This is a genomic window from uncultured Sunxiuqinia sp., from assembly GCF_947495665.1.
GTDB lineage: Bacteria > Bacteroidota > Bacteroidia > Bacteroidales > Prolixibacteraceae > Sunxiuqinia > Sunxiuqinia rutila.
On record NZ_CANLZV010000014.1, the window covers coordinates 35,129 to 48,432 of the forward strand.

Below are 13,304 nucleotides of genomic sequence, written 5' to 3' on the forward strand. Positions count from 1 at the left end.
GATTTCTTACTGCAATTTTAGAAGTTCAGCGATTTTCCGAAATACGTCCGTGTTTTCGTAAGTACCGGAAAACTCACTCGCGCCCGGGCCATAAGCAAAAACGGGAATGACAATTCCTGAATGGCCTCCTGTAGAAAAATGGCCTTCAACCTGCCCTGCCTCAATGCTACCGTCCAGCAAGGTCAAGCCTCCGGTTTCGTGATCAGCCACCACCACCACCAAGGTTTCTCCGTCTTTCTCAGCCCACTCCAATACTTTTCCAATGGTCTGATCAAAGTCAAAAATTTCGCCCATCAAGGCAGGCACATCATTCCAGTGGCCGCAGTCATCAATCCGTGAGCCTTCCAACATGGCAAAAAAGCCTTTCTTGTGCTTGCTCAACTCATCGATTGCTTTCAACGCCGCCTTCTGCCACACATCTCCACGTTCTTTCGCTAAAGGCAGCTGACCGTCATCAACAACTGCAAAGAGCTTTTCGCCCTTGTAATCTTCAATTTCAGCCCATGAATCAGCCAACTGGTAGCCACGTTCTTCCATTTCCTTTAGCAAATTTCGTTCGTCCGATCGCTTATTGAAATCGGTGCGTCCGCCACCAAAAATAAAATCAACATTGCAATTCAGGTAACCAGCCGCAATCGCTTCCAGTTGCTCACGATCGGCATGGTTAGAGCAGAATGCAGCCGGTGTCGCATCCGTTAATCCGCAAGTGACCACCACTCCGGTTCCAAGGCCTTTTTCGTGAGCCAAGTCAGTTAGAGAAGTTAGCGGATTCCCGTCCATATCAACCCCAACTGAATGGTACCTTGTTTTCTGTCCTGTTGCCATGGCAGTTCCCGCAGCCCCCGAATCAGTAATCAACTTGTTTCCGGCATAGGTTCGTGCCAAACCAGTGTATGGAAAGTTATCCACATTCAATTTCCCTTGGTTGGCCACCCAAGCCATGGAAATCTGTGTGAGCCCCATTCCGTCTCCAATCATCAGAATGACATTTTTTACTTTCTTCCCTTTTACCGGTTTCACCTGAACCGTTTCATAAGCCTGTTCAACGGTGTAATTTAATTTATCAGCTTGCTCTTGATTAGCATACTGAGCTCTCAGTCCACTTTGTCCAATTAAAAGAAAACTGAGTATTCCGAAAATGAATTTGATTGATTTCATTATTTCTATTTTTTCAAAAGTAATTCTAACGCTTAATTCCTTACATACAAAGACTCTTTGCTGATTGCCTGCCATTTTTCTTCACCAGCCTTTTTCCAGCCCCAATCCAATTTCTGGCCCTCATAGTCTTCGAAATAACGCAGCTGAAAACGATGCAAGCCCTCCTTCAAAGGAATCCTTCCTGTTGCCCGAATCGCGGCATGCGATCCATCATTGTAAACCACTGTCGCATCGCCAATTGCCAGGGTACTTCCATCATCTGATTCGGTATAGAACTCGTAAACACCATCTTCAGGGATAGCAATATACCCGTTGAATTCCAGCCCAAAGTCATCTTCTCTTTCTGCAATATGAATACTTACCTTGTCCAGAAAACCCTTTTTAACGACCGGAGCAGATGCCAAATCATCAACAGTTGAAAACTCGCCTTCGTAATATTTGAAGGTTACCCCCTGATGGGTAGCCGACTGTCGGTCTGCCTTTCTGAAAACAGCTTTAACGGCTTGCACTGAAAAGACCGGGCTAGGCTTATAACCTACTTTAAATGCTTTTGCTGTGAGCTTCATGTCCCGGTCAATTTTGAAGGGCTTTTCGTACTTCGCAGAGCTTTCGTTAGGCTCAGAGCCATCCAGCGTGTATCTAATTTCGGCACCAGCTGTTCGGCAGCCCAATTCGCAGTTGATTTCGTCAATAAAATAATGCAGATCGTTTTTCACGTAAGGAACAGAGACTTGCTGCCCTGCCGACATGGAATAAGGATGCTCTTCTGTTTTCACTCCCCAATTTTTATTGGGCTGGCTGTCCAATTCAAATTCAAGCACACCTCCCTGCATCAGTATTTCGTGCGTAATGAAAGTCTCGTCAACAGCTTGTCCGTTAAACTTTACCGATTTAATGTAGGTATTTTTCTTCGGATCATTCGCTTTGATCTGAAGGGCCTTGCCATTGTGTAATTGAATGCTTGCCTCTGGAAATAATGGAGCGGTCAGCACATACTCGCCAGATCCGGGAGTTACCGGATACAGGCCCAAGCTACTCATCAAGTACCAGGCAGACATCTGTCCACAATCCTCATTTCCAACAATCCCGTCTGGCTGCGTACTGTACATCTCCTGCAGGATTTGACGAACCATTTCCTGGGTTTTCCACGGTTGTCCGATGTAACAATACAAGTAAGCCATATGGTGACTTGGCTCATTTCCATGAGCATACTGACCGATCAAACCCGTGATATCCGGAATATCAGTCAACACATCTCCGGACTCGGAAAACAGGTCATTCAGAGCTTTTGAGAACAACTCATTTCCACCCATTTGCTGGATCAAACCATTGACATCATGCGGAACAGCAAAGCGATACTGCCACGCATTGGCTTCGGTATAAGCTCTCCCAGCCTCGAAAGGGTTAAACGGATTTTCCCAGTTTCCATCTTCCCGCTTTCCCCTGAAAAAACCAGTGCTACCATCAAACACATTCACGTAAGATTGAGCTCTTCGCATGTATTCCTGGTAGTCAGATTCATGGCCTAAAGCTTTTGCCATTTGGGCAATACACCAATCGTCGTAGGCATATTCCAGCAAACAGGAAACCGACTCTTTCTTGATGTTGGCAGGAATAAACCCATTCTGCACGTAATATTTTCCGCCTTTTCTAGAACTATTTGAGGAGACTTTCATCGCCTCAAATGCCTTTTCGGCATCGAAGCCACGAATCCCTTTCAAATAAGCATCAGTAATAACTGACACCGAATGATAACCAATCATCGTACCGGTTTCTCCTGAAGACAAAGGCCAAATTGGTAATTCGCCTGTCGCTTCGTACATCGTCAACATCGACCGAATAATATCTTCCGTAAGCTCTTCGTTGATTAAGGTCATCAGCGGATGCCAAGTTCTGAAGGTATCCCAAAGCGACAAAGTTGAATACATTTTCTGTCCTTGTGGTAACCTCTTGATCATGCCGTCATGAGTCCGATACTCCCCATTGACATCAGAAGTAACATTAGGCACAACCATGGCATGATACAGAGCAGTGTAAAAGACTTGTTGCTGCTCTTCAGTTCCTCCTTTTACCTGAACTGCCGACAAAGCATCAGCCCAACTCTTCTCCGCTTCCAGCTTCCTGCCATCAAAATCAAATCCATCGGTTTCTGCATTCAAATTCTCCAAAGCATTTTCAATACTCACCAAAGAAGTTCCCAATTCAACTTCAATTACTTCGCCCGCTTGGGTTTCGTAGTTGACAATTGCTTGCAGGTTATCTCCTTCCAAATGGGTTAAGTTGTCCATCTGCTTTCCATCCGACACAAACTGAAGGCTTTCAAATGGTTTTGAGAAACGAGCAACAAAATAGATGTGCTGTTTGGGCGTCCAGCCCGTAGTTACACGAGCTCCTGCAATTTCACTCTCGTTCAACTGCTTAAGTTCCAAATGCTCAATTGCCTCATTATCGAGGCTATGATGTAAATCAACAACCAGCTTGGCAGCTGACGATTCCGGGAAAGTATAGCGATGAACGCCAACATGAGGAGTTGCAGTCAGCTCAGCCGTAATGGCATCATCCGTAAAACTTACTCGGTAATAGCCCGGCGAGGCTTCTTCCTCTTGATGAGAAAAAGTATGTGCTGAAAAAATATATCCTTTTGCCTTCAGATTCAACGGCAACGTTGTTGGATGAATCAAAATATCACCCAAATCGATGGCTCCTGTTCCACTAAGATGTGTGTGCGAAAATCCATAAATCACACTGTCGCTGTAATGATATCCTGAGCAAGCATCCCAGTTCCCTCGCCGTGTGTCCGGACTTAGCTGAACAGCACCAAAAGGAGTTGTTGCTCCCGGATAGGTGTGTCCATGAAAATCTGTTCCGATAAACGGATCTACAGATTCAACCGGAGTTTGTTGCTTGCATCCGATTAAGGCAATAAATAAAATGATTAAACTGAATTTCGTATGCATTGTATGTTATTTTCTGATTTGTAGTTTGCAATGTTTTTACGTCCTGCCTATCCTCTTGATTTGAAATTGGCACGCTGCCGAACCGTAAATATTTTTTTGGGGTCAACTAAACTCGTAAAATTCGTTCATCAGCATTTAGCATGTACCAAAGACTTACTTGCTTGTCTGTAGAAATTCTTGTAGTCCTTTCAAATCGTCGGCACCAATAATGGCAACACCAGCATCTTTCAGCTCTTTCCATATTGCCACGCGCTGGCTTTCCGTTTTATTAGGAGTTCCCCAAAAACGTAGCAGGCAACCTTTACTTTTAGCCTGTTCAACAAGTTGCCGTAAGTGCTCTTTTTCTTTGAGAGGAAATTCCCCTTTCCCATTCCATGAAAAATGGTCGGTCCAACTATCGCTTACCCAAGGCATCAATTGAGCCTCAACTCCCGTTTTTAAATCTTTCAAACGGCCATCGTAACCCGCGTAGCGAACTTTCTGATTGGCCATTAAATTCATTGGACGATTTCCTGAAACAACTACTTGCACTGCCCTTTGCGTTTGTTTTCCATTTTTAACAACCGTCAAACAGTCCCCGTAATCTTCTAATATTTCATGAAGCAATTGATATGTATTGACCGCATCATCCTTGATATCAACCAACAAATAAATTGAGTGTCCGTCACCATAAACAGAACCTCCGTTTTCCTGAATTAAATTCTGTAGCGGATTCAGATAAAGGGTACATAATGTCCTTCCAGGTTTTATTTCATCAAAATCGTGCGCAACGAAGAGAGAATCACCAATAGCATAAATATCTGCCTCGATACTTCGAAAATCAAAGGAAAGCGCATCCAATAGAGGACGCTTGTGTTCATAATCATTGTGAGCATGAGCGACAGGCTGAGCTCCCGTCACACAGCTAACCAATAGCCAAGCAACTGTTAACCAAGACTTCATAGGATTTAATTGTTTTTTTTGATGGCTATAAAGCCATGCATTGCTAAGGTTAGTAGAACATTGATAAAACCTGTAAGAGAAATGAAATTGCGGGTAGAGTCATCCGCAATTTCATTTTCTTCATTTCAGCTATTTAGTTGTTTGATAGAGATTAGCAACCTCATCAGAAGTTAACACATAATCATAGAATGTAATTTGACTGTATTTTGCCCCTAATTTTTCGCCATAATCCCCGGTTCCATCCTGATTGACTTTCACAGTTGTTCCGTTATCAATATCAACTGGGTCCATTGGAGCCGATGCCCTTAATTCTCCATCGATAAATAATTCAGAATCACCTGCACGGTCAAAGTTCACTACAACAAGATGCCATTCCGGACCAACTAAAGAAGGATCATTATCATCCTGGCGGTAATCAGTCTTTGTTCCATTACCATCCCCGATCACAATACGAAGTCTACCATTTCTCCATGCAATCAACCAGCCCTGATTATCAGAGCTATTCCAATCTAAAGTTCCCATCATAGCCGGGTCACTTGTGTCATGATCAGATTGCACCCAAAAACTTACAGAGAAATTTTTGTTTGCTCCAAATTTCAATAACGGACTATCCTCCAAATCCAGAAAAGAGTTTACATCGGGCTTGAACTGTGCAACAAGCCCTTTGGAAGAATCTTCGTAATACTTATCTATATTAACATCGCTTGCCCGCAGCTCAACCTCACTCCCATCCGATTTTCTGAAATTTACAATTGAAGGAATGTCGCTAATTACAGTAAAAGCATAAGACTGGATACTTGGAAAGCTAAACCCATTTTCTCCGGCATCATCATAGTAGAGATGAAAAACCAAATCACCACTTTGTCCAAAGGGAATCCCCATCGCTTCAACTGCATAATTAAAGGAAGCAGTATTGCCTCCCACCTCAATCGACTGAACAACACTCTTGCTTAACGAATTAACAACATCAATCTTGTCAATCTTTTTGCTTGAGCTTATTGCAATCTGAACCTGATCATCCTTGCGATAAAAGTCTTCAAATATATTTGTTTCAGTTTCTCCGGTGCGCGGATCAACATGATCCAAACTAACTTCTACCCCTAAAAGTCTGCCATCTGGCTCTGGCAACGAATAATCAGACATATCGCAACCAGCCAACATGCTTACCAGAGCTATCAATAAAAAAACAATATCTTTTTTCATTTCAGTTCTTTTTTAAATTGAAAATTAATACCCTTGATTCTGAGTCAAATTCTTACTCGTTGCAATCTCCCGTGTAGGAATCGGAAAAACATGATGGATCGTTGGATCAAAATTACGGGCAGGCCAAACCTCAATTGTTTCCAATGACTCAATTGAGCTTCCGGCAAGGTTTACTTTAAACCCATGTAATGGTTGAGAATAGGTGTCTTTAGCATCTCCCCACCGAACTAAATCCAGATGACGCCAAGAGCCAAATTCAAACGCTAACTCAACTCTTCTTTCGTTTTTCAGTTGAGCTTTTGTTGCCTGAGAGTTTCGTGCCAAACCTGCGCGCTCACGAATATCATTAAGTAACTCTTTTGCCACAGGATCGCCTTCCCCATTCTTCCATATTAAAGCCTCTGCTTTCATTAAAAGAACATCTGCATAACGAATCAAATGAACATTTAAGCGAGTAGTCATATTATTCCCGTTTGGATTGACACGCGTACCGATAGCATCTGCACCACGAAAAGGAGCAAGCCATTTTCCCAAAGTCATTCCAGTTGGGCTGGATGTAGATGAAGGATTCACTTGCCAAATAATTTGGTTCCCAACAAAATCAACGGTATCGCCCGGAGCTATAATTGTTTTCTTCAAACGCTCATCTCCCGGTTCAAATGCATCATAGAGTTCTTTTGTAGGCTGAAAATATCCCCATGTGTTATAGTATCCAAATCCTCCATTTTGAAAAGAAATCCCAGGCCATTTAGCTCCATCATTCTCATTACTGGTCACACTGTAAATATATTCAGGTCCCCAGTTATTTTCAATTTCAAAAACATCAGCATAGGTTGATTGCAAAGCATGTTTGCCTGAATTAATAACCCGATCGGCATACATAATCACCTTGTCATAATATGAAGGATCATACTGCGCGGCATAGAGAGCAGCTCTGGCAGCCATTGACCATGCTGCTGTTTTGTGTGTCAGACCCCATTGGTCAGCAGGTAACTCATCAAACCATGGCAATAATTCGCCTGCTTTTTCAAGGTCGGAAATGATCAATTCATAGTTTTCCAGGATCGAAGCCGGGCGAGGTACATCGATTTCCTCCACAGGGGTTTCTTCTGTCACAATTGGGATACCTCCATTGGGACCATTATCACCATACCAGGGAGCAATCCACAGGTAGGCAAATCCTCGCCAGTAATACGCATTTCCAACAACCAAATCTCTTACATTTTCGGAAATACTCTCCGAACCAGGAACTTGCTTGATGATCTGGTTGGCATAATTGATGGTTTGATACATCTTAGGCCAATTATCGCGTACATCACGAGAAGATGATCCGTTATCAACAAAGTTCTTAATATTTTGAGCCTGAGCCTGAGAGCGACCGGTAACCATATCATCACTGGCATTCTCATACCAAAAAAATCCACGTCCGGTTGTTCCTTCATTATATTGCCATTCATAAAGTGCGTACACGGTTTGCATGGCCTGACCATCCGTCAATGTTCCTAAGCTACTGGGTTGCCCATAGGGCTCAAACTCTAAGAACTTTTCGCAGGAAGCTAAAGTCACTGAAAAAATCAGGACTAATAGTATATAATTCTTTTTCATTTTCATCTTTTTTTAAAAAGTTACATTGATACCAACACTATACATTCTTGACACCGGGAAACGACCAGCATCAATTCCTCGATTACCAACTTCCGGGTCAAAAGCTGAATACTTAGTAAAGGTTAAAAGGTTCTCTCCATTCAGGTACAGGCGCATTGATGGAGGATTTTTCAGCCCCATTGAGCTCCATGCTTTGCTTGGAATGGTATAAGAAATATTCAAATTCTTCAGACGGATATAATCTCCTTTCTCCAGGAAATAATCAGATACTAGTGAATAGTTACCATTGGGGTCATCAATCAGTGACAATCTTGGAACTCCAGAGTTTGGATCATATTCATAGGAGTCTAAAATATCGGTTGTCATATTCCACCCTTTTAATCCGGAAGAAGACATTGCCTTAACTCCATTGAAAATTTTGACTCCTGAAATTCCTTGCCAGAACATACTTACTTCAAAGTTCTTCCAGCTTCCTCCTAAGGTAAGGCCATAAGAAAAATCAGGATAATCATAAGCTCCCATGTATACCCGATCTCCATCATTGATTAATCCGTCATTATTAACATCACGATACTTTAAGTCTCCCGGTTTTGCATTGGGCTGTATCAGTTTCGAATTCCCTGTTTCCGGATCTGTCCAAGCGTGACTATTGATCTCTTCCTGTGATTTAAAAACTCCCTCTGAGTCAATCAAGTAATAAGAATACCAAGGCTGTCCGACGGTGGATTGCAAAGGTTTCATAGAGTTGACATCATCTGTATGCGAAATCACTTCACGGTCTCCAATATTCAAGACATTATTCTTGACATGTCCGATGTTACCTTTCAGATTAAGAGCAAATTCTCCAAGCTGTTTTCGGTAGGAAACCGACATCTCCCATCCGTAGTTCTCCACTTGACCAATATTAACTTCCGGAGGAGATGCAACTCCTGCCACAGAAGGAACAGGCATCGTTTCAATTAAGTCTTTGGTGAGTTTGTAGAAATAGTCAAACGAAACATTGAGTGAATTTTTGAAAAGGCCTAAATCAACACCCAAATTCGTTTGCTCGGTCCTTTCCCATTTTAGATTTGCATTAGGAATTGTACTTTGATAGATACCAAAAACATGATTATCCATATCTGGTCCCAGAAATACACCATAGTCTCCAATAGCCAAAGGTGGAGCATAAATAAAACGTCTTACAGAGCGGATATTTCCGACCTGTCCCCAGCTTGCACGTAGCTTCAAAAAGCTAAGATTATCTGATTTTCCCCAAAATGGTTCAGATGATAATTTCCATCCTGCAGATAATGCCGGGAAAATATCGGAATTATTGTTAGGGTCTAATTTAGACGAAGCATCACGACGGACACTTGCGGTTAAAAAATAACGATCACTAAATGAATAAGAAGCTCTTGCCAGCGCAGAAACAGTTGACTCTTCCCAAATAGATTCATCGGGTTTAGCATATGACCAATCCCCTGCGTTCGGGAAAATTGTATAATTTTCATTCTCAAAATCATATCCACGAGTATAGGTCGCATTATAGCGCTGAGTCAGATAATTCATTGTAAATCCACCTAAAACAGAAACAATGTGCTTATTATCAAACTCCTTTGTAAAGGAAAGTGTATTCTCCCAATTCCAGCGAGTCAGCATCGTGTTAGCAATACTTCTATAGTTTTCGTCAACGGTTCTTCCTGGTGCCGTAAACTTTTTAGTGAATGACTCATTTCTGGTATTTGTCAAATCATAGGAATACATTGAGTTAAACTCTAAGCCTGACAAAGGCTTAAGAGACAAGATACTAGAAGAAAACAACCTATTGGACGGGTTATGCTGCCTTGAATTTTCTAATTGAGTTACTGGATTAAACAGGTCAGCTTCAACACTAAACCCTTCTTCCAGCGCCCAGCGAGGCATTGTTCCCCCAGGCAGTTTATTACCATCTTCATCGTATTCGAAAACAGTTGCATAACGCGGGTAAGCCATCGCTCCAAAAACAACTCCTGTATGCCCACCACCAATACCACTTTTCCCATTTCCAAAGTCGTACACTAATCGCTGGCTCAAAGTAGCCCAGTCCGCTAGTAAAAAGTCAACATTCAAGCGAGCAGTAAGTTTTTCAGAATATGTTGTAATCAGTGTTCCCTCCGTCTTATCATAACTAACCGATCCTAATGCCTTAACTGCTTCTGAGCCACCTTGCAGGGTTACGTCATAATGTTGCATATGACCTGAGCGAAAAATTGCATCCAGCCAGTCTGTTCGTGTTATATTTCCATAAGGGAACTGCAAAGGATCATAAGCTGCCGGAATATTTGTTCCTGCAGCAGTTGACGCATCTTTCCATACTTTATTAAACTGCTCGGCATTAAGGACATCAGGCAAGCTCCAGGCTGTTTGATAACCAGTCCACACATTGGCATCCACAACTAAGTCTGTTGCTTTGGCCTGCTTCGTAGTTATAATAATTACACCTCCTGATCCTGCATAGGCTCCATAAATTGCAGCCGAAGCCGCATCTTTAAGCACCGTAATGGATTCTATATCGGCAGCATTGTATGGAGCATTAGGCACTCCATCAACAATGTACAGCACTCCGTCACCACCTCGGTTTCCACGCCCCCGGATGCTAATATCTGCCCCCCCGGTAGGATCTCCGGATTGTACCACCCGAACTCCAGCCATTTCTCCCTGCAAAATTGTTCCTATTGATGCCGGCCTGCCTTTAAAACTGTCATCAATTTTAATATTGGCAACAGCAACAGAAAGGTCCTCTTTGCGGGCATTGGCATAACCAATAGCGACAACTTCGCCAATACCAACCGTTTCTTCTGTTAGTGTAATGTTGAAAATGCGCTGACTACCAACCAAAACCTCTTGAGTTTCCATCCCAATAAATGAAAAAACCAAAATCACGTCAGGAGTTAATCCCGAAAGAGTAAAGTTCCCATCCATATCGGTTACTGTACCTGTAGTGCTTCCTTTAAGAACAATAGAAACACCAGGAAGTGGAGTACCCGTTTCGTCAATCACTTTACCACTAACGTCATGAGCTTGTTGGCTCATCGTGCCAAGCCCCGAATCCGGTTTTATAATGATCAGATTACTCGAAGTAATCGTATAACCAATATTCTGATCCTCGAAAAGATGATTCAACACTTCAGTGACAGACTGGCCTGCCACTTGAATGTTTACCTTCCGATCCAAATTCAATTTTTCATTTTCATAAATAAACCGAAAGTCAGACTGACTTTCAATTGTCTGCAGAACTTCCTTAATTGAGGTTTGCTCCAAATTCAGGTTCAGCTTTGTATTCTGCGAATACACTGAGGCAAACACATTCAGGCTTAACGCGAGTACGAAGAATACTGTTAGCTTAGTCATCAACATGAGTTTTTTTAAGACTACCCGATGGGAAGTCCCCAATTCATACTTTTTTTTCATACTTTTGAGTTGATTTGATTAAATAACTTATTACTATTTGATCTTTAAAACCGGAGGGCGGGCAGGCCTTTCGGTTTTTTCATCTGCCGGGCAAATCTAAGTTAGGTCTATTACAAAAACATTACAGGCTTATTAAGTTTTGCCGGATTTTGGTCTTTCTTTTTGCTTCATATGTTATGGTTTTTTATTCGTTAATATTGAATTGATACTTAGTTGTCTTTTTCGTCAATCCGTTCCGTTTATCATCGCTTTCGAACCAGAATCTCATTTCCTTCAATTGAATATTTAATCTCACTCAATTCGCTTAAAGCGTGCAGCACATCTCGAATATCTTTTTCTTCCAAAACACCCGTATAGTGAATGTCTTTTCCCAATTCTTCAGGAATAATCCGAATTGATACATCAAACCAACGCTCCAGCAAAACACTGGTTGCTTCTAAAGAGGTACGGTCGAGATAGATCTTATTCTCAGTCCATCCAACAATGTGAGACAGTTTGCCTTCTTTTTTTGAGAAAGATTGATCTCTAGTATTAAAAGTCATAATTTGACCAGGAGTTAAAACGACCTTTTGGTTCTCTGCGTTCAAGAGCTCAACACTCCCTTCAACCAAAGCAGTATGAACAACCTTGTCCTCAGGATAAGCCGAAATATTAAAAGTAGTTCCCAAAACTTTCAGCTCCATTCCTTGCGGCGTTTGAATATGGAAAGAATGACCGTTTTTAGCCACCTGGAAAAACCCTTCTCCCTTCAGTGCTACTTCACGGGTCTTTGTTAATGGATTAAAGTGGTATTGTAATTCAGAACCGGAGTTCAGTTTCACTTTAGAGCCATCGGGTAAAACAACTTCAGTGCGGCTTCCATAAGCAGTGGTTAACTGCATGTTGTTTTGTTGCAACGAAAACTGTCCAGTGTAAAAAGCCAGTGCAAGAACCAACACTAAAGATGCCGCTGCCCCCATAGCCGCATAACTAAAGCGAATAAATCGAGCCTTTCTGTGCTGCTTGCATTTTATTTGACTATCAACTTTGGGCCATGCCTTACCAGTCTGATATTTACCAGCTCTACCCAACTTTCCAGATGCCTCCCATATCCTTTGGTAATGCCGATACTCTTGTTGGTTCTCATCTGACTCGTTCAGCCAGCTTTTCAATTCTTCAGGGTTATTGGGTTCTCCTTCCGAAGTTAAATGATCAACTAGCTGATTTTCTATTTTTTTGGACGATGTCATTTTGCGGTATTTATAAGTATGACACCCCTAAAAGAAAAAGGTCCTATTTCGAAATGAAAAAAATTTAAGAAAAAGCTAAAAAGCGTCTTTCGCCTCAAGACAGGTTCTAAGATATTGAAGCGATTTCCAAATCTGATTCTTAATAGTTTTAACCGAAGTACCCAATTGATCAGCTATTTCTGCTTGCTTACAGCCTTCAAACCGACTCATTCGAAATACCTGTTGACAACGTTCAGGCAAGTCGTCAATACAATCTTCCAAAAAAGAGACGAACTCTTCTTCTTCCAAAAAATTCCGATCTACCATGCTGTCCTGAATATTCAGCTTTTTTATCTGCTTATCACGATTGGCTTCGCCCCGTAGGTAATTCAACGCTGAATTACGCGATGCCCGAAATAAATAGGCTAAAATATTTTCCTGAATGGAGATTCGAGCCCGGTCATTCCACAAACGAATAAACAACTCTTGCACAATATCTTCAGACGCTGCATGATTGTGGGTCAGGCTAAATACATAAGCGCACAAGCGTCCGTAGTAACTTTCAAACAACTGTTGAAAGCTGCTATAATTGTCCAAAGCATTGGGGAAAGATTCTATCTTGTCGTTTTTTCTCACAAACCTCCGAATGGATTACAATAATAAGAAAATATTGCCTTCGCCAATATTAATTCTGGAACACACAACTGACAATTCTAGGAAAAAGAAAGACGTCAACTAACCTTCAACTATTTAGTTGCTCTTTTTCTTTTCAGGATTTTGAACACCTATGAGAAAATTT

At 41.9% G+C, this 13,304-nt stretch carries 8 protein-coding genes; all 8 read right to left on the bottom strand.

The window, feature by feature from the left end; translation table 11 throughout:
* Nucleotides 1–6: 6 nt before the first annotated feature.
* The 8 genes from Q1A18_RS15075 to Q1A18_RS15110 all read right to left on the bottom strand — a co-directional run bounded on the left by Q1A18_RS15075 (nt 7) and on the right by Q1A18_RS15110 (nt 13,141).
* A complete protein-coding gene (locus tag Q1A18_RS15075; protein WP_299582305.1) occupies nt 7–1,158 on the bottom strand; it encodes an alkaline phosphatase in 1,152 nt (383 codons plus the stop codon).
* A gap of 32 nt (nt 1,159–1,190) precedes the next feature.
* Nucleotides 1,191–4,115 carry a GH92 family glycosyl hydrolase gene (locus tag Q1A18_RS15080; RefSeq protein WP_299582308.1) on the bottom strand — a complete coding sequence of 975 codons (2,925 nt, stop codon included), beginning with the start codon at nt 4,113–4,115 and terminating at the stop codon, nt 1,191–1,193.
* A 153-nt stretch (nt 4,116–4,268) separates the two neighbouring features.
* On the bottom strand, nt 4,269–5,057 hold the full coding sequence (locus tag Q1A18_RS15085; protein ID WP_299582311.1) for a phosphatidylinositol-specific phospholipase C/glycerophosphodiester phosphodiesterase family protein: 789 nt from the start codon (nt 5,055–5,057) through the stop codon (nt 4,269–4,271).
* Nucleotides 5,058–5,186: 129 nt separating this feature from the next.
* Nucleotides 5,187–6,260 (bottom strand): LamG domain-containing protein, encoded by a 1,074-nt coding sequence (locus Q1A18_RS15090; protein ID WP_299582314.1) that lies wholly within the window; start codon nt 6,258–6,260, stop codon nt 5,187–5,189.
* A 24-nt stretch (nt 6,261–6,284) separates the two neighbouring features.
* Nucleotides 6,285–7,865 carry a RagB/SusD family nutrient uptake outer membrane protein gene (locus tag Q1A18_RS15095; protein WP_299582316.1) on the bottom strand — a complete coding sequence of 527 codons (1,581 nt, stop codon included), beginning with the start codon at nt 7,863–7,865 and terminating at the stop codon, nt 6,285–6,287.
* A gap of 12 nt (nt 7,866–7,877) precedes the next feature.
* Nucleotides 7,878–11,297 (bottom strand): SusC/RagA family TonB-linked outer membrane protein, encoded by a 3,420-nt coding sequence (locus tag Q1A18_RS15100; protein ID WP_299582319.1) that lies wholly within the window; start codon nt 11,295–11,297, stop codon nt 7,878–7,880.
* Between the two features lie 242 nt (nt 11,298–11,539).
* On the bottom strand, nt 11,540–12,448 hold the full coding sequence (locus Q1A18_RS15105) for a FecR domain-containing protein (RefSeq protein ID WP_299582322.1): 909 nt from the start codon (nt 12,446–12,448) through the stop codon (nt 11,540–11,542).
* 153 nt (nt 12,449–12,601) lie between these two features.
* Nucleotides 12,602–13,141, bottom strand: coding sequence for an RNA polymerase sigma-70 factor (locus Q1A18_RS15110; protein ID WP_299582325.1), 540 nt, complete (start codon nt 13,139–13,141; stop codon nt 12,602–12,604).
* Nucleotides 13,142–13,304 lie beyond the last annotated feature (163 nt).

Bases quoted from the DNA above. Each gene is read 5' to 3' on its own strand.
- Q1A18_RS15095 (WP_299582316.1), bottom strand. From the start codon at position 7,865: ATGAAAAAGAATTATATACTATTAGTCCTGATTTTTTCAGTGACTTTA.
- Q1A18_RS15100 (WP_299582319.1), bottom strand. From the start codon at position 11,297: ATGAAAAAAAAGTATGAATTGGGGACTTCCCATCGGGTAGTCTTAAAA.
- Q1A18_RS15085 (WP_299582311.1), bottom strand. From the start codon at position 5,057: ATGAAGTCTTGGTTAACAGTTGCTTGGCTATTGGTTAGCTGTGTGACG.
- Q1A18_RS15090 (WP_299582314.1), bottom strand. From the start codon at position 6,260: ATGAAAAAAGATATTGTTTTTTTATTGATAGCTCTGGTAAGCATGTTG.
- Q1A18_RS15080 (WP_299582308.1), bottom strand. From the start codon at position 4,115: ATGCATACGAAATTCAGTTTAATCATTTTATTTATTGCCTTAATCGGA.
- Q1A18_RS15075 (WP_299582305.1), bottom strand. From the start codon at position 1,158: ATGAAATCAATCAAATTCATTTTCGGAATACTCAGTTTTCTTTTAATT.